The following is a 23,270-nucleotide window of genomic DNA, read 5'->3' on the forward strand; positions in this document are numbered from 1 at the left end:
GCCGCCGGGCGACGCGCCCGGACCCGCTGCCGCCCGGGCGCCCAGGCCGGTGGGCGGGGTCCGGAGCGGTTCCATGGGTGTTCCGGACCCCGCCGGGGCGGGTCAGCCGTCGCCGCTGTCGTCGCCGTGCGGCATGCCGGCGATCATCTCCGCCAGTACGGTCCGCCGCTCCTCCCCCGGCCTCGGCCGCAGCGCTCCGGCCAGGCGTGCGCCGGCGTAGTGCCAGCGGTGGTCGAGGTCCCGGGGGACCTCGTCGGTCTCGCGGAACTCGGCCCGCGTGCCGAGCAGTCGTGTCAGGTCGCCGGCCAGGTCGCGCCAGGACACATGACCGCTGCACGCGTTGGCGACTCCGTGCACGGGCCGGTCCAGGCACTCGGCCACGGCACGGGCCAGGGCCGCGGCGTGCACCCAGGCGGCCCCGTACCAGGCGTGCCCGGCGGCGCCGGGCCGCGGCAGTTCGATCGGCCCGCCCCGGCGGGCGGCCTGGTAGAGGCCGCCGACGGCGCCCCAGCGCAGTTGTTCGCGCAGCCGGTCGTGCGCGCCCCAGACGATCGGGGACCGCACGGCGCTCGCGCCCCCGCGCCCCTGTGTCCCGGCCGCCCGCAGCACCCTCGCCTCGCAGTCCAGCTTGGCCCTCCCGTACGGGCTGACCGGCTCGTGCGGCGGCAACTCCTCGGGCACCTGGTCCACTTCAGGATGTCCGTAGGCGTCGACGCTGCTCACGAAGACGAACGGCCCTCGCCGCCAGCCGTCGACCATCGCCTCCGTCGCCGCCACGTCCACGGCGTGCCGGGTGAAGGTGCAGGCGGCGTGCACGACCGCGTCCGCGCTCGCGACGGCCTCCCGCAGCCCGGCCAGGTCGGTGAGATCGCCCTCGACCACGTCCACGCCCTCGGTGGTGATCAGATGGACGGACTCCGGGCGGGCCAGGGCCAGCACGGGGCGACCCCGGGCGGCCAGCTCCCGCAGGACGAAGGCACCCACGCCGCCCGTCGCCCCGGTGACGAGCACCGAGCCCGGACGGACGGACCGTGACCGGACCGGCCCGCGGGCGGCCCGTGCCGCGGACTGCCGGGCCGCGCGGTCGTCCAGGAGCGCGGTCAGCGCCCGGGGCGTACGGGCCTGGAGCACATCGAGGCCCGTGAGCGGCAACTCCAGACCTGTGCGCAGCCGTTCGGCGAGGCGTACGGCGACCAGCGAGTGACCGCCGAGCACGAAGAAGTCGTCGTCGGGGGCCGCGGCGACGCCGAGGAGGGCGGTGAAGGCCTCGGTGACGGCCGCGGCCCGAGGACCTTGCGGCGCGCTCGGCGCGGGCGCGCCGGGGAGCCGGGCGCGGTCGATTGCGCCGGTGGCCGTGCGCGGCAGCGCGTCGAGCGGTGTGACCGTGGCGGGCACGGCCTCGGACGGAAGCGATCGGCGCAGCAGGGCGAGCAGTTCGTGCCGGGCCGGGCCGACGCTGTCGCGCAGGACGGCGTAGGCGACGGCCGGGCCCTGAGCGGGCTCGACCACCACGGCGTCGGCGACCTGGGGGTGGGCGCGGAGGGTGGCTTCGACGGGGTGACGGGTGCTGCCGGGGCTCCGCCGTGCTTCCGGATCGGGCTCCGTGTCGCCGGCGCCCGGTCCGAAGCCGGTGTGGTGGCTCGTGCCGGAGCCGGTGCCGCGGCCGGTACCGGTGTGGGTGTCGACGCCGGTGCGGGTGTCGGGACCGAGCACCTCGCTCGGGTGGCGTTCCGGGTCGGCCGCCGCCGCGGTCAGCAGGGCCGCGAAGTCCCGTGCGGTGGCCGTCGCCACGGCGTCGTCCAGAGCGTCGCGGTCGTACCGGACGAGGGCCGCGGGCTGTGCGGGACCGGCCAGTTCCAGTCCGTAGGACAGGGTGAACTTCGCTCCGCCGGTGGGGACTTCGACGTGCTCGGCCGTGGTGCCGGGCAGGCGCAGCACCGTGGGTTCGCCGAGGACGTCGGCGGTGACACGGACCAGCGCCGTGCCGTCCGCGCCGCGCGCCGCGCCGCCGAGGCGTTCCAGGACGAGGTCGAAGGGGATGTGCCGGTGCCGCTGCGCTTCCAGGAGCGCGTCGCGCACCCGCCCCAGCAGCTGGGCGAAGGACGGGTCGCCGGCGGCGCTGACCCGTACGGGCAGGGTGTTGACGCACAGGCCGACCAGGCCCCGCATGGCCGTGCCGCCGCGGTGGGTGCCCGCCACGCCGATGACGAGGTCGTCGTCGCCGGTCAGACGGTGCAGGGCGGCGAAGGCCGCGGTGAGCGACACCGCGAAGAGCGTGGCGCGCCGCTCGGTGCCCAGCGCCCGCAGCGCCTCGGGCAACCCGGCCGCGAGGGGCACGGCGTGCACGGCCGCCGACCCGGCGGCGGGGCGCGGTGCGCTGTCGGTTGATCCGGTCGTCGAGTGCGCTGCCCGGCTCGTCGTCCCGGCCGCCGCGCGCGGCGCGCCCTCCACCGTTCCAGCCGCGTCACGCGGCACGCTCCCCGCCGGCCGGGGCAGGCGGGGCGGGGCGGCGTCGGCCAGCAGGCCGCTCCAGCGGTCCAGCGCCGCCCGGAGGCCGGGAACGCCGTCGTGCTCGCGGCACGCGTGGTCGGCGTACTGCGGCGCGGCGGGCAGCGGTGGCTGGCCCGTTCCGGCGACGGCCGCCGTGTACAGGGCGCCGAGTTCGGCAGCGGCGGTCGCCAGCGAGTCGCCGTCGACAGCGATGTGATGGAACGTCAGCAGCACCGTGTGGTCCAGCGGGCCGTGGCGCAGGACGAGGGCCCGTACGGCCTCCCCGGCGGCGAGGTCGAACGGCCGGGCCGCCTCGCGCCGCAGCAGCGCGGGAGCGTCGGCCAGGTCGGTGTCGGCGACCGGCACCGGGACGGTGTGCGGGGCCGGGAGCACGGTCTGGCAGGGTTCGCCGTCGTGTTCGACGTAGCGGGTGCGCAGGATGCCGTGCCGTGCGACCAGCGCGGTGAGGGCGTCGGCGAACGCGTCCGGGTCGAACGGGCCGCGCACCCGGGTGGCGAACGGCACGTGGTAGGCGTCGCCCGCGCCGCCGAGCCGTTCCATCAGCCACATGCGGCGCTGGGCGCGAGAGAGCGGAAGGCGGGCGTCGCGCGCGACCGTGGTCCGCGCGGCGGGAGAGTCGGCGGCCGGGATCCGGCGGGCGGCCGCGGAACGGGCCCTCAGCAGCAGGTCCCGCTGGAGCTGGAGCTGCCGGTCCGGCGCTGTGGGGTCGGCGTCAGTGGTCATCGCTGTGCTCCGGGGTCTCGGGGTGGAGGTCGCTGTGGGCGGCCAGCAGGGCGCGTTCGACCAGGTCGGCCTGTGCGGCGACGGTCGGCGCGGCGAAGAAGTCGGCGAGGGCGAGTTCGACGCCGAGGTCCTCGCGCAGGTCGTCGGTGACGGCGAGGGCGAGCAGGGAGTGCCCGCCGAGGGCGAGGAAGTCGGCGTCGGCGCGGGTGACTTCACTGCCGAGGGCGCGGCTCCACACCTCGGCGACGGCCTGCTCCAGCGGGGTCATCGCGGCGGCGGGCGGCTCGGCGGCGTCGCCGCCCGCCGTGTGGGCGCGGTCGGCGAGGGCGCGCCGGTCGACCTTGCCGGACGGGGTGAGCGGCAGCCGCTCCACGGTGGCGATGGCGTCGGGCACCAGATGGGCGGGCAGGAGGGCGGCCAGCCGCTCGCGCAGCGCCGCCGCGGGGGCCACGGGGCCGGGCGCGGGGACGGCGAAGGCGACGAGGCGCGCCTCGGCGGTGCCCGCGCGGTCCACGGTGACGGCGGCGTCGGCCACGCCGGGCTGGCGGCGCAGGGCGTGTTCGACCTCCGCCGGTTCGATGCGGAAGCCGCGGACCTTGACCTGGTCGTCGTCGCGGCCGTGGTAGTCGAGGGCGCCGTCGGGCCGGACGGAGACGATGTCGCCGGTGCGGTAGAGCCGGCCGGCGGCGGGGTGGTCGGCGAAGCGCTCGGCGGTGAGTTCGGGCAGGCCGGTGTAGCCGTGGGCGAGCCGGCTGCCGCCGATCCACAGTTCGCCCCGCTCGCCGTCCCGTACCGGGTGACCGTCGGCGTCCAGGACGTGCGCGGTGGCCCCGGCGATGGGCCTGCCGATCGGGATCGGCCCGTCGCCGTCGCGGGCGGTGACGCGGTGGGCGGTGGCGAAGGTGGTGGCCTCGGTGGGTCCGTAGCCGTTGACCAGTTCCAGCCAGGGGAAGGCGGTGAGCACCGCGCGGGCCGGTTCGGCGGCCATGGCCTCGCCGCCGACGACGACCGACCGAAGCTGCGCGAAGAGGCGGGAGCGGCGGGCGGCGAGCTGGTGGAAGAGGGCCGTGGTGAAGAACGCGACCGTCACACCGTGGCGTTCGACGTGCCGGGCCAGGTCCTCCAGGGAGGGCCGCTGCTCGGTGCAGACGACGACCGCGGCGCCGTTGGCGAGCGCCGCCCACACCTCGAAGGTGGAGGCGTCGAAGGTCATGGGCGAGTGGAACAGCACGCGGTCGCGGGCGGTGACGGTGACGTAGTCGGGCGCGGTGACCAGCTCGGCGACGGCGCGGTGCGGGACGGCGACGCCCTTGGGGCGGCCGGTGGAGCCGGAGGTGAACATGATGAACGCGGCGCGGTCCGGGTCGGACGCGTCCGTCTCGTCCGCTGCGTCCGTGAGCGCGCCGCCGGGCAGCGGCTGTTCGGACAGCGGTTCCTCGGAGAGGGCGAGGACGGGGCCGGTGAGCGCGGCGGAGTCCAGCAGTTCGGCGTCGCCGACGGTGAGCGCCACCTCCGCGTCGGCGATCATCGCCTCGGTGCGGGGCCGGGGCTGCGCGGGGTCGAGCGGCACGCACACGGCCCCCGCCCACCACAGGGCGAGCTGGGCGACGACCGTACGGGCCGACCGGCTGGTCAGCAGCGCCACCCGGTCGCCGGGGGCCACCCGGCGGGCGCGGTTCGCGCGCAGGCGCGCGGCGAGGGCGCGGGACTCCTGGACGAGGCGGCCGTAGGTGAGGGTGGTGTCGCCGTCCACGACGGCCAGGGCGTCGGGGGCTTGTTCGGCGTGCCGTACGGCGAGGGCGGTCAGGGCCGTGGCCGGCCGCGGGGGCGCGGGCCGCGCAGGGGTGGCCCGCGAAGGGACGGGCTGCCGTCGGGTCGTGGCTGTCATGTCATGCTCCTGCCGGGCGCGGGGTCCGGCGCTGGTCGAGGAGGGTGTCGATGCGGGCGGCGAAGGCGCGCAGGTCGGTGCTGCGCAGCAGTTCGTGGGCGCGCGGGCGTACGCCCGTCTCGCGTTCGACGGCCGCCAGCAGCCGGGCGGCGACCACCGAAGTGCCGCCGGCGTCGGTGAAGTTGTCGCCGAGGGTGGTGGCGGGCCGGCCGAGGAGGTCGCGTACCGCCGTCAGGACGAGCCGTTCGCCCGGGGTGGCACCGGTGAGGTCGTCCGCGACGGTGCCCGTGGGCGCGGAGCCCTCGGCCGCGAGGGCGGCCCGGTCGACTTTGCCGTTGGCGTCGAGGGGGTAGCCGTCGACCAGTCGTACGGCGCCGGGAACGGCCTGCTCGGGCAGCCAGGTGCGGACCGCGGCCAGCAGCTCGGCGGACTCGGGGCGGGCGCCTTGGGCGGGCCGGACGTGCGCGACGAGCCGGGCGTGCCCGGCGGGGTCGCGCTGCACCGTGACGACGGCGCTGCGCACCCGCGCGTCCTGCTCGAACGCGGCCTCCACCTCGGCCGGTTCGATCCGCACCCCGCTGATCTTGACCTGGTCGTCCAGGCGGCCCAGGAACTCCAGGACGCCGTCGGCGGTCATCCGCACCCGGTCGCCGGTGCGGTACAGGCGCTCGACGCCGGGCAGTTCCGCGTCCTCGGGCGGGGCGGTGAACCGCCGCGCGGTCAGCTCGGGGTCGAGATAGCCGAGGGCCAGGCAGTGGCCGCCGATGCGCAGTTCACCGTCCTGTCCGCGGGCGACGGCGCGGCCGTCCTCGTCCGTCACGACGACGGTGACGCCGGGCAGGGGGGTGCCGATGGGCGGCGGGGCCGTGTCGCCCGCCCGCGCGTCGGTGCCGCGCATGGCGTACGCGGTGGCGAGGACGGTGGCCTCGGCGGGGCCGTAGGCGTTGTGGACGGTGGCGGTGACGTCGGGGCCGGGGCGGCGGCGCATCCGGTCGCCGCCGACGACGAGGTGGCGCAGCCTCAGATCGCGTGGCCAGGGCCGGTCCAGGAGCGGTTCGACGGTGGGGGTGGCCGCCACCGACACGGTGACCGCGGCCTCGCGCCACCAGTCGGTGAGCACGTGCGCGTCCCAGCGGACGTCGTCGGGGGCCGGGACGAGAGCGGCGCCGGAGGTCAGTCCGCCCCACAGCTCCAGCAGGTGCGGGTCGAAGGCGACGCCGATGAGCAGGGACTGGCGGTCGCCGGGGGCCAGGCCGGTCTCCGTCCGGTACCAGTCGAGGGCGACGGACAGCGACGCCTCGGCCACCGCGACCGCCTTGGGCCGCCCGGTGGACCCGGAGGTGAGGACGGCGTACAGGGTGCCCTCCGGCGCGCGGCGCGTGCCGCGGCCGCCGGCGGCGAAGGCCGCGACCGCCCCGGCGGGGGCGTTCACGCCGTCGGTGGGCAGGGGCAGCGGGACAAGCTCCCCCGCCCGGTGGCTGTCGGGCAGGACGTCAAGGTCGCCGATCAGGCAGGCGACGTCCAGGTCCTCGGTGACGGCCTGGGTGCGGCGCGGGCCGGGACGGGGGCCGAGGGGCAGGTAGACGGCGCCGGTGCGGGCGAGTGCGACGGCGGTCACCACGAGGGCGGTGGAGCGGTCCAGGCAGACGCCGACCACGTCGCCGGGCCCTACGCGGTCGCCGAGGGCGGCGGCGAGGCCCGTGGCGGCGGTGCCGAGGTCCTGGTACGTCCAGGTGCGCGTCCCGTCGATGACGGCGGCGGCGTGCGGGGTGCGCCGGAGCCGGTCCTCGAAGCGGGCGAGGACGGCGCCCGGTTCGGCGCCGGTGCCGTGGGCGATGCTCACCGCGGCGGTGGCGGCAGCGGGCGGGGTCAGGGTGGTCATCACGACTCCGTCGAGGGGGTGGCGGTGGCGGCGAGGGCGTCGGCCTGGTCGGCGAGCACCGGGTTGCGGAAGAGCACCTTCAGCGGCGGGCGGGTGCCGAGCCGGGGCTCCAGCCAGGCCGCCAGCTCGGCGGCGAGCAGGGAGTGGCCCCCGCTGCGGAAGAAGTGGGAGCGGGCGTCGAAGCGGCTGTGGCCGAGGACCGTGCGCCAGCCCTCCGCGAGCAGGGCGGTCATCGGATCCTCGGGCACGACGCCGGCCACGGGTCCCGCAGCGGCCGCGCCCGCGGCTGCGGAACCGGCGGCGGTTCCGGCCACGGCGGCCGATCCGGTCCCGGCGGGGGCCCCGGTCCCGGCGTCGGTTCCGTCTCCGGACGCGGTGGCCGTCACGGGGTCGAGCGCGGCGGCCCGGCGGGCCAGCGCCGTACGGTCGGGTTTGCCGCCGGCGAGGGTCGGCATGGCGTCCAGCCGTGCCCACCGGGCGGGCACGAGCGGGCCGGGCAGGCGACGGCTCAGCTCGGTGTGCAGGGCCCGCTCGTCGAGGCCGGCGCGCCGGTCGCCGTCCTCCAGGAAGCCGACGAGGCGGGGGCCGCCGGGGTGCTCCTGGTCGAGTACGACGGCGCAGGACCGGCCGCCGAGCGCGGCGGAGGCCGCCGCCTCGATCTCCTCCAGCTCGATGCGGTGGCCGCGCAGCTTGATCTGGTGGTCACGCCGCCCGAGGAAGTACAGCAGGCCGTCCGTGCCCCGGTAGCCGAGGTCGCCGGTGAGGTAGACCCGCTCGCCGCCGAGCGCGTCCACGGTGACGAAGCGGGCGGCCGTCGCCTCCGGGTTGCCCGCGTAGCCCTCGGCGAGGCCGGGTCCGGCGACGGCGAGTTCACCGACGGCGCCGTCGGGCAGCGGGCGGCGGTGCTCGTCCAGGACGTGGACGCGCTCGCCCGGCAGTTCGGCGCCGAGCGGGATCTCCGCGCCGTCGGCGAGGGCGTCGCGGGAGATCTCGTGGACGGTGGAGCTGATGGCCGCCTCGGTGACGCCGTACACGTTGAGGACGGTGGCGCCGGTGTCGGCGAGGAAGCCGCGCAGCGCCTCGGCGGGCAGGCGCTCGCCGCCCAGGACGAGGAGCCGCGGCGTCCAGGCGCCGTCGCGCAGCACGGGCCGCAGGTCCTCGCGGGTGGCGAGGAAGTAACTGGTGGGCAGGTTGGTGACGGTGACGCGGGCGGCGGCGAGCAGGTCGGCGAGTTCGGGGCCGGTGGGCACCTCGTGCTCGGGCACGACCAGGCACGCGCCCACGTGGAGCGTCGGCAGGACCTCCTCCAGCGCGACGTCGAAGGACGGCTGGGCGAACATCAGGACCCGGTCGGCGGAGGTGAGGCCGAACCGGTCGGCGGCCGCGGTGAGATGGTGCTCCAGCGCGGCGCGGCCCACGGCGACGGGCTTCGGGACGCCGGTGGAGCCGGAGGTGTGGATGACGTAGGTGGCGCCGGGCAGGACGGCGGCGGGGCGGGCGCGGGGCAGGACCGGGGCGTCCACGCGGGCGGTCGGCAGCGTGTCCGGCAGTTCCGGGGCGCCGTCGCCGGTGAGGACGAGGGCCGGGGCGAGCCGGTCCAGCAGGAGCGCGAGCCGGGCGGGCGGGTCGGACGGGGACAGCGGGCAGTAGACCGCGCCGGTGCGCAGACACGCCAGCAGGGCGACGACCGAGTCCGCGCCCCGGGGCAGCACGACGGCCACCGGCTGCCCGGCCCGCACCCCCGCGCCGCGCAGCCGCTCGGCCAACGCACCGACACTGTGGTCGAGTTCGCCGTAGGTGAGGCGGCGAGCGCCGCACAACAGGGCGGGCAGGGACGGGTGGTGGGCGGCCACGGGATCCAGCGGATCGCGGTCGGCCGGGACCGACGCCGGCTCGGCGGCCGGCCGCACGGCGGCGGGCGCCAGATCGGCCAACGGGGCGTCGGGGGCGTCGAGATAGGCGCGCAGCAGGTCAAGGAACCGGCCGGCGAGCAGCCGGGCGACGTCCTCGCCGAAGAGGTCGGCGTCGTAGTCCCAGACCAGGGTCATACCGGGTGCGCCGTGGCGCGGGGTGACGCCGCGCCGGTCGTCCGGCAGCAGCACCACGTCGAGGTCGAAGCGGGTGGTGCCGGTGTTGAACCCCTCGAACAGGGTGATGTCGAGGCCGGGCACGTCGATCTCGGGCAGCGGGGCGTCGTGGGCGCTGAACATGACGGAGAACAGCGGGTTGTCGGCGCCGGAGGTGTGCATGCCGAGCGTCCGGGTCAGCTCCTGGACCGGCACGTCCTGGTGCGGCAGGGCGCGGATGAGGGTGTCGGTGACCTCGTCCATGGCGTCCTGGGCGGGCGCGGCGGCGTCGAGGGCGAGCGGCAGCGGGATGGTGTTGACGAACATGCCGACCGCCTCCTCGTAGCCGCGGGGCCGGTTGCCGACGGCGGTGCCGATGGTCATCCGGGAGCGACCGCTGTGACGGCGCAGCAGTTCGGCGAAGAGACCGAGGAGGGTGGCGAAGGGCGTGAGGCCGCGGGAGCGGGTGTGGGCGCGCAGGCGTTCGGCGAGGTCGGCGCCTACGGTCTGCCGCAGCTGGCCGCCGTGGTGCCGGCGGCGGGCGCCGGGGCGGGCGAGGCCGGGCAGCGGCAGGTCGTGGGGCTGGTCCCGCAGTTCGGTGCGCCAGAAGTCCAGTGACTCGGCGGCGTACGGCGCTTGGGCGCGGGCCTCGACGTGGTCGGCGTACGACGAGGCGGGCGGAAGCTGGGGGGTCTCCCCGAGGACGTGGGCGCGGTAGACGCGGAACACGTCGTCGAGCAGGATCGCGAAGGAGTGGCCGTCGTGGATGAGGTGGTGTTCCACGTGGATCAGCCGGTGGTGGCGCTCGGCGAGCCGGACGAGCGTCCAGCGGATCAGCGGCGCCTCGAAGGTGTCGAGGGGTGTCCCGGCCTCGGTGCGCAGCAGCCGCGCGAAGGCCGCCTCGGGGTCGTTCTCGCCGCTCAAGTCGACGGTGAGGAGTCTGGGTCCGCACTGGGACGCGACCCGCTGGCGGGGCACGGACCCTTCGGCGGCGAGGAGTTCGAGCCGCAGGCCGGGGTGGCGGGCGAGGGTGGCGGCGAGTCCCTGGCGCAGTGCCTCGGGGTCGAGGGCGCCCCAAAGGTCCAGAGAGGCCGTGAAGTTGTAGGCGCGGCTGCCCGGCTGCATCTGTTCGTGCAGCCAGACGATCTCCTGCGAGGAGGAGAGCGGAAGCATGGGCGATCCCTGAGGTCGTCGGGGCGGTGGTGGTCCGTGCCGGTCACGGTCGTGTCCGGCGGCGGTCGTACGGGGCGGCTCCGCGGGTCGCGCGGAGGCGCCCATCCGAAGTGGGTTCTCTGGACGGCGGTCGGGGGCTAAAGGGTGTGCGGGTGGCGCAGTGCGCCGGTGAGCGCGTCGAACGCCCGCCGCGCGGCGTCGTCGGCGAGGACCGCGCGGTCCCACGCCATCCGCAGCCGGATGTCCGCCCCCTGGGTGACGGACACGGCGAAGGGGGCGCGGACGGGTCTTCCGTCGACGTGGACCTCCCGGCCCTCGACGCCGCCCAGCCGGAGGGGCGGGCGGCGGCTGTCGTCGTCCACGGTGAGGAGTCCGGCCAGGCCGCCGGTCCAGCCGGAGCCGGTGGCCCGTACGGCGGTCACGACCGCGTCGAACGGCGCGTCGGCGTGGTCGAGGTCGTCCCACCAGGCGTCGGCGGTCGCCTCCGGGGCGGGGTCCTGGCCCGTGTCGGCGGGGAAGACGACGGTGTTGAGGAAGCAGCCGACGACCGGTTCGGCGCCGGCCGGACGGCCGCCCCACGGGTAGCCGAGCGGGACGACGTGTCCCGGTCCGTGGAGGGTGCGGGCCGCCGCACGGCAGGCGTCGAGCAGCGTGGGGAAGGGGACGCGGTCGTCGTGCGCGGGCAGTGTCGCCTGCGCCGCGCCGGTCGGGAGGGCGCCGTCGGGGAGGCGTTCCGGGCGCGGCGGCTCGGCCCGCGCCCGTACGGCGCGCAGCCGGCCGGCCCAGTGGGCGGCGGCGGCGGGCGTGTCCGCCCGTTCCTCGGCGGCGAGTTGGCCGAGGACGGCGTCGCGGTAGGCGACGCGTTCGGCCTCCGTCTCCTCGTGCGCGACCCCGGTTGCGTCCTCGGCGTAGGCGGCGCCGAGGTCCTCGACGATCCGGGCCAGTGAGCGGCCGTCGCAGACTGCGTGGTCCAGGACGACGGCGAGGATGTCCTCGTGGCGCTCCTCGTCGTGGACGAGGAACAGCCTCAGTGGCGGACCCTGCGCGTCCCAGGAGACGAGCGCGCGGCGGAGCGTGGCGGCGGGGCGCTCGCCCGGGGCGGGGACGGGCCGGGTGACGGGGACGTCCGGTTCGCCGACGCTGAGGACGGGGGTGCCGCGGACGATGGTGGGCCGGGAGCGCAGGGCGGTGTGCCGGGCGGCCAGCCGGCGGGCCGCCGCCCCCAGCCGCGCGGGGTCGAGGGCGCCGTGCGGGAAGGCGAAGAACATCGGCACCAGGTCGGGGCGCCCCGACGGGTCCAGCGCACGCACCAGTACGAAGCGACGCTGTGCCCCGGTGACCGGCAGCGGGGCGCCGGTCCCGTCGCCGGCGGTGAGCCGCCGGTAGCGGTCCAGGTACTGGCTCGTGATGCTGGGCACGGGATCCTCTCGGCGGGGGGGTACGGGGGGCGGTGGGCACGGCTCGCGCGCCGCCCGGCCCGGCGGTGCCGTCCGGGGGTGCGGCGGGCCGGTTCGGCGGGTGGGTTCAGCGGGTGGGGGCGGGGGCGGGCCGGGCGTCCTCGGCGGGGTCCGCGGGGTCTTCCCGCGGGCCGGGCAGGTCCCGCATCCGGCGCAGCGGCGAGAGCAGCAGGGGCAGCGGTACGGCGAGGAAGCCGGCGGCGCACCAGGCGAGGGCGGCGCGCGGGCCGTAGGTCTGGGCGAGGGCACCGCCGAGGAGGGCGCCGAGCGGCAGGGTGCCCCACATGAGGAAGCGCAGGGTGGCGTTCATCCGGCCGAGCAGCCGTGGGGGGCACAGCCCCTGGCGGAAGCTGACCTGGGCGACGTTGTAGACGACGCCGCCGAAGGCGAGGACCGCCGAGCCGGTGGCGAAGAGGACCGCGCCGAGGACTCCGTGGCCGGACAGCGGCCACAGCACGGCGAACGGCCCGGTCACCAGGACGGACAGCAGGATGACGCGGGCCTGTCCGAGGCGGGCGGCGACGCGTCCGGCGCACAGGGCCCCCAGGAGTCCGCCGACCGCCGACGCCGACAGCACCAGCCCGAGCGCGCCGGGCTTCAGTCCGACGACGCGGACGAGGTGGACGGTCTGCGTCGCCATCAGGACGGCCGCGCAGAGGTTGGCGAGGCCGGTGGTGAGGGCGATGACGCGGAGCAGCGGGTGGCCGACGACGAAGCGGACGCCCTCGCCGATCTCCTTGCGCAGGGAGGTGCCGGCGGTGGGCTCGGGTTTCTCCTCGGGCTGTTCGACGCGCAGGAGGAAGAAGGCGGAGAGGGCGTAGCCGAGGGCGTCGGTGACGACGGCGAGGTGCGCGCCGACGAGCTGGACCAGCCCGCCGCCGAGGCCGGGTCCGGTGACCTGGGCGGTGGACCGTACGGTCTCCAACGCGCCGTTGCCCGCGACGAGTTGGTCGCGGGGCAGGATGTGCGGCAGATAGCTCTGGTGGGCGACGTCGAAGAACACGGTGGCCACGCCGGTGACGAGCGCGACGGCGTAGAGCTGGGTCATCGTCAGGACGTGAGCGAGCGCGGCGGCGGGGATGCTCGCCATGGCCGCGGCGCGCACGAGGTCCGCGCGGATCATCAGGGGGCGCTTGCGCATCCGGTCGGTGAGGGCGCCGGCGGGCAGCCCGACCAGCAGGAAGGCGGCGGTCTCCGCGGCGGTGAGCAGACCCACCTGGAAGGCGGAGGCATCGAGTTCGAGAACGGCGACGAGGGGCAGGGCCACCAGCGTGACCTGCGCGCCGAGCTGCCCGGCGGCGGCTCCCGCGAGCAGCATCCGGAAGTCGCGCATGCGCAGCGGGCCACCGGAGGCGGCTCGGGATGTGTCGGACATGTGAACGACCCTCACGGATCTTCAGATCGGGGGTCAAGACAGTCCGGTCACTTTCGGTCGATTCTTATGACCAATCGCCACCAACTCCGGAAAACTTCCGGCAGACCCGGGATACGTCCGCATGAATATTCGCCGCCCACCGGTCACCGCAGGACGAGTGGGAGCGAGAGGGCGCGGGAGGCACAAGGGCGGCAGAGGACCCGCCACCGCGCACGCGCGGCCACCGGCACAATCCTGACCGAAAACCAGCACTCATGATCAATTCGGTGCCGGAATCGACTATTCCGCCAGCTATGGGGCGTGGCGTTCCAGCTGAGAAGCGGGCCCACGCGCGGCGTCTCACCAGTTCGCGTCGTACTGGACCCATCCGGACGGCGGCGTGCGGCGACTGCCCCACTCGTCGGGCGAGACCGCGAGCACTCCGCCCGCCACGAGGGCCACCAGCAGATGCGCGATCACCGTGCACCGGGCCCGGGGAACCGCCGTGAGGACCGCGAGGACGAGTGCGGCGACCAGCAGCGTCCGCACCCGGTCCGTGTGCGCGGGGGACCGCGGCGGACTGCTCCGACAGACAGCGGGCCGGACGGCCTGCGCGTTCGACGCCGGCGACGCGACCCGGAGCCGGCCACGGTCAGACTCTCCTTCGCCACCGTCGCCGCCGACCTGGACCGGCGGAGCAGGAAGGAGACGGTGCGGGAGGCCCTCGCCGGTCACGGCTGCGCGGCGCCGCGCCCGCTGGCGGCCATGTCGGCGACGGACGACTCTCCCCCTCCTCCGCCGGCCAGGTCCGGTCGGACATGCGGTCGCGCGACCGGGTCGCACCCGCTCGGCGACGCGGGCTGCGCCGCCTCGCCCACCAGCGGCATGGGCACGGCGCAGGCGCTGATCGGCGCCCGCCTGCCGGCCCGGCGGCCGGCCGGGTCCGGCAGCGGCCACTCGGGCGCGCTCGCCGCGTACGAGGCGGAGCCGCGGCCCCCTGTCGCCGGGACCAGGCGAAGGGGCAGGAGGGCGCGGCGGCCTTCACCGGCGGCGCCCCGCCGCCGGAGGGTCGAGCCCGCACGTAGGCGGCGCTCCGGAACCGGACCGGCGCACGGGCACATCAACCGGACCGGCGCACGGGCACATCCGGCCGGCGCGGCCGCCGAGGCGGCGAGGAGAGGACCGCGCCCTCTCCTCGCCGATCCCCTTTCCAGCGGGAAGGCCCGCCCAGGCGGGACGCGTCCGGTCTCAGACCAGTTCAGCGGACAGGATCGTCACGGGCTCCGACGGCACGTCGCGGTGCCCGGCCCTGGAGGTGGTGGGCACCGCCTCGATGGCGTCCACCACGTCGCTGCCGGCCACGACCTTGCCGAACACCGCGTAACCCCAGCCGTCCTGGCCCGGGTAGTTGAGGAAGTCGTTGTCGCCGGTGTTGATGAAGAACTGCGCGCTCGCCGAGTGGGGATCGCTCGTCCGCGCCATGGCCACCGTGTACTTGTCGTTGCTCAGGCCGTTCTTGGCCTCGTTCTCCACGCGCCGGGGCGCCGGCTTCTGCGACATGTCCGCGGTCAGACCGCCCCCCTGGATCATGAAGTTCGGGATCACCCGGTGGAAGACGGTGTCGGTGTAGTGGCCGGCGTTCACGTACTCGACGAAGTTCGCCACCGTCTTCGGGGCCTTCGCGTCGTCGAGTTCGAGGGTGATGTCACCGGCGGAGGTCTTGAGCAGCACTGTAGTCATCGGGCCATCGTATGCAGCGTTCGGCTCACTCCCGCGCACGGACACAGTGGGTCCGTCGGGACCGGCGGTGCCGGGGCCGTGGCCCGGAAAGGCCAGGTCGCGGGGCGCGACTGCGGACGGCAGTGTTGCTGCCGCCTCCGTGACAGCAGTCCCCTCACCACCCAGGGAGAAAAACTGTCGCGCCCGGAGTAGATATTTCCCGGAGGCCGGGCTAGCATTTCCCTCGTACCCAGGAAGTCGAAAGGGCACGGCGGACACGCAGCCGCCGTGCGAGCAGACGGAAGGACGCGGCCCACGAGGGGCCGCGAGCAGTGCCCGCGGTATCCAGCAGTACAACCGAGTAACACCGAAGGTGAGGAGCAAGAACGCCATCAGGATCGCCCGGGCGAGGAAGAGTCCGCCCGGGTACCGCAGACCCCGGATTGGAAGGTGGTCCCCGGTCACGCATCCGCGATCCCCGCAGACCCGCCCGGCCAGGCGGAAACTGCGGAGCAAGAGGACCGGCGCAGTCAGCCGGTAGATGGTGTTGCAAGCTCGGGGCCCGGGCGCCGTCACGGCGTCCGGGCCCCCCGACGCGTCCGCCCCGGAAGAAGAGGTCTATGCCCCCTCGCAGTACCCGCTCCGTCGACCCGCTCGATGACGACGACTACCCCGCGTACACCATGGGCCGGGCCGCCGAGATGCTCGGCGCCTCCCCCGCCTTCCTCCGCTCCCTGGGCGAACACCGTCTGATCACCCCGCTGCGCTCCGAGGGCGGCCACCGCCGGTACTCCCGCTACCAGCTGCGCATCGCCGCCCGCGCCCGCGAACTCGTCGACCAGGGCACCCCGATCGAGGCGGCCTGCCGCATCATCATCCTCGAGGACCAGCTCGAAGAGGCACAGCGCATCAACGAGCAACTGCGCGGCCGACGCAGCCAGCAGCAGCCGGAGACCACTGCCTGACCGGCCCGCCCACCGGGGTCGCCGCGCGCCGGGTGCGATCCGCTGCCGCCACCACGCTCCACCGGCCTTTCGCCGGAACCGTTCGGAGGCACTGGTACGAGAAGGCCACGTCTGCCGGACGGGGCATGGCCATGCCCAAATCGGGCGGGCTCCCCGCGTCCCGCGACGGCGGCGTACCGACCACCGCGCCCGTACGCCGCCGTACCCCGCCCGGAGGGTGGCGTCCGTCGTTCCGCGCGACACTCCCCGCGTGTGACGTCCCACCAACCATCGCGAAAGCGCCTCGGAGCACATAATGGGGTCATTCTTTGCCTGATCCGGGCAGTAGGGACGAATATGACCACCCGCGGCAAGCGTGACGACGCCGACGGCGTCCTGACGGACGTCGCGGCTGCCCTGATCGACGAGCGGGGCACGGTCGCCCACTGGTCCCGGGCCGCCGCTCAGCTGCTGGGCCGGTCCGCGACGGCGGTCTGCGGCCGCCCCGTGGCGCAGTTGTTCGCCGACGCCGCCGTGCCGGACGCCCTGCTCGCCCCCCCACCCCGCACGGCCGGCTGGCCGGCCCTGATGCGGCACGAGAGCGGCCACTGCGTCGCCGTCCACTGCCGCGTCCTGCCCCTGGAGAGCGCCGCGCTGCGGCTGCTGCTCGCCGTCCCCGCCGACCGCGCGGAGGATTCCGAGCAGGGGGCCGCCCTGCTCCGCGCCCTCCTCGCGCAGGACCGGATCGGGCTCGTCCTGCGGGACGCGGACCTGACCGTCCTGCGGACCAACCTCCCTTCCGAGCAGGTGCCGACCCCGCCCGTGGGCACCCGGCTGGCCGACGTCATGGAGCCCACGGACGCCGCCAGGGCCGAGGCGAGGCTGCGCACGGTGCTGGAGACGGGCGAGCCGCGGGTGGCCGAAGAACAGCACGTGCACACCGTGGGGCACCCGGTCCGCGAGCGGTCCCTCTCGGTGACCGCGGTGCGCACCACGGACCGCGACGGCCGGCCCTCGGGAGTCGCCGTGCTCCTGGCGGACGCGACGGCGCAGTGGCTCGCCGCCCGCCGGCTGCGGCTGCGCCACCGGGCGGCCGTCTGCATCGGCCGTTCCCTGGACGTGCGCGACACCGCCGAGGACATCGCCGAGGTGTTGGTGCCCGGGCTCGCGGACGTGGCGGCGGTCGATCTCGCCGAGGCCGTCCTGGTCGGCGACGAGCCGCCCAAGGCCCGCGGCGGCGGCGACCTCCATCTGCGCCGGATGGCCCTTCAGACGACCGAGGGTCGTCCCCTCGGGCTGGTGCGACCCGGGGCGGTGATCCCGCCGTTCCCGGACCACCCCCGGCTCCGCCTGCTCCAGGAGGGGCGCACGGTCGTCATGGACCGCGCCACGATCGAGCGGGGCGTCGAGGGCGTCCCGCTGATGAGCCGCGACCTCATCCCCAAGGACGGGCGCTCCCTCGTCATCGCGCCCATGACGGCCCGCGGTCTGGTCCTGGGGTTCATCTCTGCGTGGCGCACCGACCGGGAGCAGCCCTTCGACCAGCAGGACGCCGATCTCCTCACCGAGATCGCCGCGCACTCCTCGCTCAGCGTGGACAACGCGCGCCGCTACACCCGCGAGCACCGTGCCGCCGTGACCCTGCAGCGCCGGCTCCTGCCCGCCGCGAGCACCTGCGGGCCGGCCCTGGAGACCGTCGGCCGGTATCTGCCGGCGGCCGGCGGCGCGGAGATCGGCGGGGACTGGTTCGACGCCATCCCGCTGCCCTCGCTGCGGGTGGCGATGGTCGTCGGGGACGTGGTCGGCCACGGTCTGCACGCCGCCGCCACCATGGGGCGGCTGCGCACCGCCGTGCAGACGCTGGCGGACCTGGAGCTGCCACCGGACGAACTGCTCACCCGGCTGGACGAACTGGTCGCCCGGCTGGCCGCGGAGGCCGCCCCGACGGACCGCGACGCGGTGGGCGCCACCTGCCTGGTCGCGCTGTACGACCCGGTCGCCGAGCAGTGCGCGATGGCCAGCGCCGGGCATCCGCCGCCCATCATGGCCGGGGCGGACGGCGTCGCCCGCCCCCTTCCGGTACAACCCGGCCCTCCCCTGGGCGTCGGCGGGCTGCCCTTCGAGCCGACCACCGTCCGTATGGCCGCCGACGACTGGCTCGCCCTGTACACCGACGGCCTGCTCACCCGCCCGGCGGACGACATCGACGCGGCCGTGGGCCGGCTCGCCGACCGGATCACCGCCCTGCGCCGGTCCGGGTCCACCCTGGAGGCGGCGGGCCGCGCCCTGACCGAGCAGACCGGTCTCCCGGCACCCGACGACACGGCCCTTCTGCTGGCCCGGGTCCGCCCGTTGCCCCCGGACGCCATCGGCCAGTGGGAGTTCCCTGCCGACCCCGAGACCGTGGCCGACGCCCGGGCCGCGGCCTCCGGCCGGCTCGCCCTGTGGGGGCTCACGGACCTCGACTTCACCGTCGAGCTGATCGTCAGCGAACTGGTCACGAACGCGATCCGCTACGCGGGCGGACCGATCGGACTGCGGCTCATCCGCGGCGACGTCCTGGTCTGCGAGGTCAGCGACCCGAGCAACACCCAGCCCCGGCTGCGGCGCGCGTCGCTGGCCGACGAGGGCGGCCGCGGCCTGTTCCTCGTCGCGCAGTTGAGCACACGGTGGGGCAGCCGCTACGGCCCCTCGGGCAAGACCATCTGGGCGGAGCTGGCCCTGCCCGAGTGAACGGACCCCGCGCTGCGGCGCCGGCGGACCCGCCCGCACGGGGGTGTCCGCCGGCGCCGTCCCGGGAGGCCCGTCAGGGCCGCGACGCGGGGTACGTCAGGCGGCCGGCCGCCGGTTCCGGGCCGCGTTGCCGGTGCAGGGCCACGACCGCACCCGGGTGCCCTCCTCGTGCCGGGGTCCGGGTCGTCCAGGGGGCCGTCGAGCAGCGACTGGGCGGTGCCGGAGGCGACTTGGGGGGGGCGACGAGGGCTTCGGGCCGCGGCTGGGCGCGGTGGACGTCCCAGCCGGAGCAGTTGGCGTAGACCGCCTTGTGCCCGGCGTCGACCGCGTGCCCCTGCCGAGCAGGGTGGTCCGGGCGCCCTCGGCGGCGCGGGTGGCGGCGAAGTCCCCACCCGGGTTCTCGGCGGTGCGGTCGGCGCCGCGCCTGCCTGGGACACGTACGGGACGCCCACCTTGGCCTGGACGACCGGGTTGCACGTGGTCTCGAAGGTGACGTAGCCGCTGGAGCCCGCCGCCCGGGGTGCCCATGGCGAAGGGGGGAGAGCACTGCCGTCGAAGTCAGCGAGGAGGGGCGGGTGCGTCAACGGCCCTGACGAACCAGGGCATCTGGCGCCTGGTATGGACCTGCCAAATCGGTGGCGCTACTGTGAGTCCGCCGGACCGCGAGAGCGCTCTCAGGCCCCTCCCCCATGCCTTCGCACCCCCACCGACCTTCGGATCGACGAGAGGCAACTCCTTTGAGACAGACAACAGTTCTCCGCACAGTGCTGTCCGCCGGACTTCTCCTGACCGCCGCGTCCGTCGGCCTCACCGAGGCGGCTGCCGACGACGCGTCCGCTCCCTCCGTCGCCACCGGGCGCCAAGCCCCCGCCTCCGACGCCCTGTTGACGGCCATGCAGCAGGACCTCGGGCTCACCCGGAGCCAGGCGGTCGACCGGCTCGCCGCCGAGACGAAGGCCCGCGAGACCGAGCGCGCCGCCGAGCGTGCCGCCGGCGACGCGTACGGCGGTTCCTGGTTCGACGCCAGGAGCGGCCAGCTCGTCGTGGCCCTCACCCGCGGCAGCGCCCGCGAGGCCGTCGAGGCGACCGGCGCCCGGGTGAAGCTGGTCCGGCACGGCGAACGGGAGCTGGACGCCACGATGCGGCGTGTCGACGCCCTGCACGCGCCCGCCGGAGTGACCGGCTGGCACGTCGATCCCGAGGCCAACTCGGTCATCGTCGACGTGGCCGCGGCCCAGCAGGACGACAACGATGTCAAGGCCTTCGTGGCCCGCGCCCTCAAGGCCGGACCGGTCACCGTGGACAAGACCGACAAGGCGCCGCGCACCCTCGCGGCGGGCACCGTGGGCGGCGACCCGTACTACACGGGCAACGTGCGCTGTTCCATAGGCTTCTCCGTGTACGGCGGCTTCGTCACCGCCGGGCACTGCGCCACGCCCGGCGCCGCCGTGAACGGCTGGGACGGCAGCTACATCGGCAACTTCCAGGGGTCGAGCTTCCCGGACAACGACTACGCCTGGGTCAACGTCGGCAGCGGCTGGTGGACCGTGCCCGTCGTGCTCGGCTGGGGCACCGTCTCCGACCAGCTCGTGCGCGGCTCGGCCGAGGCGCCGATCGGCGCCTCCATCTGCCGCTCGGGCTCGACCTCGCACTGGCACTGCGGCACCGTCCTCGCCAAGAACGAGACCGTCAACTACAGCCAGGGCGCAGTCCACCAGATGACGAAGACGAACGTCTGTGCCGAACCGGGCGACTCCGGCGGCTCGTTCATCAGCGGCGACCAGGCGCAGGGCGTCACCTCCGGCGGCTGGGGCAACTGCAGCAGCGGAGGCGAGACCTGGTACCAGCCGATCAACGAGATCCTGAGCCGCTACGGCCTCACCCTGCACACCGCGTGAGCTGACCGCCCGCGCTCCCGGCCGCGCCGACCGCCGCCCCCACGGTGGCCGGCGTGGTCCGCGACAGAGATGTCGCCCCTCTCCCCACCGCACAGATCGCACACACCCCACAGGAGCCCGTCGTGCTCTCCCGACGTTCCCTTCTCACGGCCGCGGCGGCCACCGCGGCCGCCCTCCCCCTCACCGCCGCCGGCACCGCCACCGCCGCCCGCACCGAGGCGAGCGGCCTGGCCGCCGCGTCGTTGCCGATCTCGCTCGCCAACAACTCCGGCGGCTCCGCCCCGGTCTACGCCTACATCTCCGGCGCCGACACCTCCGGCTGGCCCGGCTTCGTCACGGCGGACGGTCAGTTCCACCGGCTGCCGAGCCCGTCCTCGGTACTCACCCCGGCACCCGACTACTCGATCCCGCTGGGGAGTTCGGGCTCCGCGCCCACGCGTCTGACGCTCGGCCAGTACGTGATCGGCGGCCGCGTCTGGTTCTCCACCGGGCGGAAGATCCAGTTCTTCGTCAATCCGCCGGGCGGCAACGGCGGCGTACCCGGCCTGGTGCAGCCCGGCTTCACCAGCACCGACCCCAACTGGAACACCAGTTGGACGTTCTGCGAGTTCACTTACAACTCCGCGAACCTGTACGCCAACATCAGCTACGTCGACATGGTGGCCCTGCCGGTCTCGATGGCGACCACCGGCGCCGCCGGGAACCAGTCGGTCCCGGCCCTGCCCTCGGGCGCGCTGGCCTCCATCGCCTCCGGGCTGCGGTCCCAGCACGCGGCGGACGGCGCACCCTGGGACCAGCTGGTGGCGACCGACTCCTCGGGCACGGTCCTGCGGGTCCTGGCGCCCTCGCACGCTCCGGCGGACTTCGGCTCGTACTGGCAGCCGTATCTGGACCGGGTGTGGGACTACTACCGCAGCCACACCCTCACCGTGGACGGCCAGGGCTCGATCGGCGTCTACTCGGGCACGGTCAGCGGCGACGTGCTCACCTTCGCCGGGCTCAACACCAACGGGGTGCCGTTCACCAAGCCGTCCGCAGCCGACATCTTCGGCTGCGCGAGCGGCCCGCTGTACAACTCGGGGGCCGACGCCCGTTCCGCCGTCGCCGCGCGCCTGGCCGCCGCCCTCAACCGCTCCAGCCTGCTGGTCTCCGGCGGCCAGAACCAGCCGAACGGGGTCACACCCGCCCAGTACTACAAGGAGTCCGTCACCAACCACTACGCCCGGCTGGTGCACCAGTACGCGACCATCGGCTACGCCTTCCCCTACGACGACGTCGGCCCCACCGGCAGCGCCCCGGTCGACGGCCACCTCCAGGACCCGGCCCCGACCTCCTGGACCATCACTTTGGGTCCCGGCAGCGGGGGCACCACCCCGCCGCCGAGCGGGGGCGGGACCAGCGCGTACGCCACCATCCAGGCGGAGAGCTACAGCGCGCAGAGCGGTACGCAGACCGAGGCCTGCTCCGACACGGGCGGCGGCAGCGACGTGGGCTACCTGGCCGCCGGGGACTGGCTGAAGTACGCCTCGGTGGACTTCGGCAGCACCTCACCGGCCCAGTTCCTGGCCCGGGTCGCCTCCGGGGTGGCCGGGGGCGTCAGCGGCGCGATCCGGGTGCGGGTGGACAGCGCGACCGGACCCCAGATCGCCGAGATCGACCTCGGCTCCACCGGCGGCTGGCAGAGCTGGCGGACCGTGCCGGCCAACGTCACCCGGTCGGTGACCGGCGTGCACGACGTGTATCTGACGTTCGCCGAGAGCAGCACGGAGTTCGTCAACGTCAACTGGTTCACCTTCACCCGCTGACCGGCGGCGCGGCGGCGCCGCGCCCGGGTCACCGCGCCGGCCGGGACCGTCCCCGCACCCGTGGGGGCGGTTCCCGGCCGCCGGGCGGGAGTTGACCGAGACCGGGCCGGGCGCCGACGCGTACGCTCGGGTCATGGTCGAGCATCGCATGATCAACGTGAACGGGGTCCGGCTGCACATCGCCGAGGAGGGCGAAGGCCCCCTGGTCGTGCTCCTGCACGGTTTCCCCGAGTCCTGGCGCTCCTGGCGCCACCAGTGCGGCCCGCTGGCCGAGGCCGGGTACCGGGTGGTCGCCCCGGACCAGCGCGGCTACGGGAGCAGCGACCACCCCGCCGAGGTCGAGGCGTACACCATCCTGCACCTGGTCGGCGACGTCGTCGGCCTGATCCGCGAACTGGGCGAGGAGAAGGCGTACGTCGTCGGGCACGACTGGGGGGCGCCGGTCGCCTGGCACACCGCGCTGCTGCGCCCCGACCTGGTGCTCGGGGTGGCCGGGCTGAGCGTGCCGCCGCCGTTCCGGGGGAACCAGCCGCCGCTGGCCGCCATGGACAAGGCGTTCGGCGGGCGCTTCTACTGGAACTACTTCAACCGGCCCGGCGTCGCCGACGCCGAGTTCGCCCGGGACACGCGCACCGGGCTGCGGAAGTTCGTCTACGCCGCGTCCGGTGACGCGCCCGGCCCGGTCAAGCAGCCGCTGGTCGATCCCGAGCGGGGCTGGCTCGCGGCCATGCCCGACCCCGAGGTCCTGCCCCAGTGGTTCACCGAGAGCGACCTGGACGCGCTCACCGAGAGCTTCGCCGGAGGCTTCACCGGCGCGCTGAACTGGTACCGCAACCTCGACCGCAACTGGGAGCTGACGGCGCCGTGGGCCGGCGCGGTGGTCACCTCGCCGGCCCTGTACGTCTACGGCGAACGGGACCTCGTCCCCGCCTTCCCGGGCACACCCGAACTCATCAAGAAACTCCCCGACCTGATGCCCGGGCTGCGGCGCCCGCCCCTCGAACTCGCGGGCTGCGGGCACTGGACCCAGCAGGAGCGCCCGGCCGAGGTGACCGAGGCGCTGCTCGACTTCTTCCGCGACTGCGCCTCCGGTTGAGGTGTGCCGGTGTGCGGCCCG

General features: G+C 75.4%; 13 protein-coding genes. 5 read left to right on the forward strand and 8 right to left on the reverse strand.

Annotated features, from left to right (window positions below):
* Nucleotides 1–102: 102 nt before the first annotated feature.
* The 8 genes from AB0N63_RS23825 to AB0N63_RS23860 form a co-directional block, all read right to left on the reverse strand.
* Complete coding sequence (locus AB0N63_RS23825; RefSeq protein ID WP_365531228.1) at nt 103–3,234, reverse strand: condensation domain-containing protein; 3,132 nt, start codon at nt 3,232–3,234, stop codon at nt 103–105.
* Complete coding sequence (locus AB0N63_RS23830) at nt 3,224–5,122, reverse strand: non-ribosomal peptide synthetase (RefSeq protein WP_365531229.1); 1,899 nt, start codon at nt 5,120–5,122, stop codon at nt 3,224–3,226. Before AB0N63_RS23830 ends, AB0N63_RS23825 begins: the two co-directional genes overlap by 11 nt.
* 1 nt (nt 5,123) lies before the next feature.
* Nucleotides 5,124–7,004 carry a non-ribosomal peptide synthetase gene (locus tag AB0N63_RS23835; protein ID WP_365531231.1) on the reverse strand — a complete coding sequence of 627 codons (1,881 nt, stop codon included), beginning with the start codon at nt 7,002–7,004 and terminating at the stop codon, nt 5,124–5,126.
* The gene (locus AB0N63_RS23840; RefSeq protein ID WP_365531233.1) at nt 7,004–10,243 is read right to left on the reverse strand and encodes an amino acid adenylation domain-containing protein; all 3,240 of its coding nucleotides are present in this window, start codon (nt 10,241–10,243) and stop codon (nt 7,004–7,006) included. Before AB0N63_RS23840 ends, AB0N63_RS23835 begins: the two co-directional genes overlap by 1 nt.
* Before the next feature lie 137 nt (nt 10,244–10,380).
* A complete protein-coding gene (locus AB0N63_RS23845; protein ID WP_365531235.1) occupies nt 10,381–11,661 on the reverse strand; it encodes a condensation domain-containing protein in 1,281 nt (426 codons plus the stop codon).
* A 106-nt stretch (nt 11,662–11,767) separates the two neighbouring features.
* Entirely contained in the window at nt 11,768–13,075 is a 1,308-nt protein-coding gene (locus AB0N63_RS23850) for an MFS transporter (protein ID WP_365531237.1), read from the reverse strand.
* A gap of 339 nt (nt 13,076–13,414) precedes the next feature.
* Nucleotides 13,415–14,011, reverse strand: a complete 597-nt coding sequence (locus AB0N63_RS23855) for a DUF6234 family protein (RefSeq protein WP_365531239.1) — start codon at nt 14,009–14,011, stop codon at nt 13,415–13,417.
* 291 nt (nt 14,012–14,302) lie between these two features.
* The gene (locus AB0N63_RS23860; protein WP_365531241.1) at nt 14,303–14,794 is read right to left on the reverse strand and encodes a peptidylprolyl isomerase; all 492 of its coding nucleotides are present in this window, start codon (nt 14,792–14,794) and stop codon (nt 14,303–14,305) included.
* A gap of 599 nt (nt 14,795–15,393) precedes the next feature.
* Between AB0N63_RS23860 and AB0N63_RS23865 the strand changes: the two genes are divergently transcribed.
* The 5 genes from AB0N63_RS23865 to AB0N63_RS23885 all read left to right on the forward strand — a co-directional run bounded on the left by AB0N63_RS23865 (nt 15,394) and on the right by AB0N63_RS23885 (nt 23,249).
* Nucleotides 15,394–15,738, forward strand: a complete 345-nt coding sequence (locus tag AB0N63_RS23865) for a MerR family transcriptional regulator (protein WP_365531243.1) — start codon at nt 15,394–15,396, stop codon at nt 15,736–15,738.
* 336 nt (nt 15,739–16,074) lie between these two features.
* A complete protein-coding gene (locus AB0N63_RS23870; protein WP_365531245.1) occupies nt 16,075–18,450 on the forward strand; it encodes a SpoIIE family protein phosphatase in 2,376 nt (791 codons plus the stop codon).
* Nucleotides 18,451–19,187: 737 nt separating this feature from the next.
* Nucleotides 19,188–20,348: a S1 family peptidase gene (locus AB0N63_RS23875; RefSeq protein WP_365531247.1), complete on the forward strand. Its 1,161-nt coding sequence runs from the start codon at nt 19,188–19,190 to the stop codon at nt 20,346–20,348.
* A 122-nt stretch (nt 20,349–20,470) separates the two neighbouring features.
* Complete coding sequence (locus AB0N63_RS23880; protein ID WP_365531249.1) at nt 20,471–22,153, forward strand: beta-1,3-glucanase family protein; 1,683 nt, start codon at nt 20,471–20,473, stop codon at nt 22,151–22,153.
* Nucleotides 22,154–22,301: 148 nt separating this feature from the next.
* Nucleotides 22,302–23,249 carry an alpha/beta hydrolase gene (locus tag AB0N63_RS23885; protein ID WP_365531319.1) on the forward strand — a complete coding sequence of 316 codons (948 nt, stop codon included), beginning with the start codon at nt 22,302–22,304 and terminating at the stop codon, nt 23,247–23,249.
* Nucleotides 23,250–23,270 lie beyond the last annotated feature (21 nt).

This window comes from Streptomyces sp. NPDC093260, assembly GCF_040683715.1.
Taxonomy (GTDB): domain Bacteria; phylum Actinomycetota; class Actinomycetes; order Streptomycetales; family Streptomycetaceae; genus Streptomyces; species Streptomyces sennicomposti.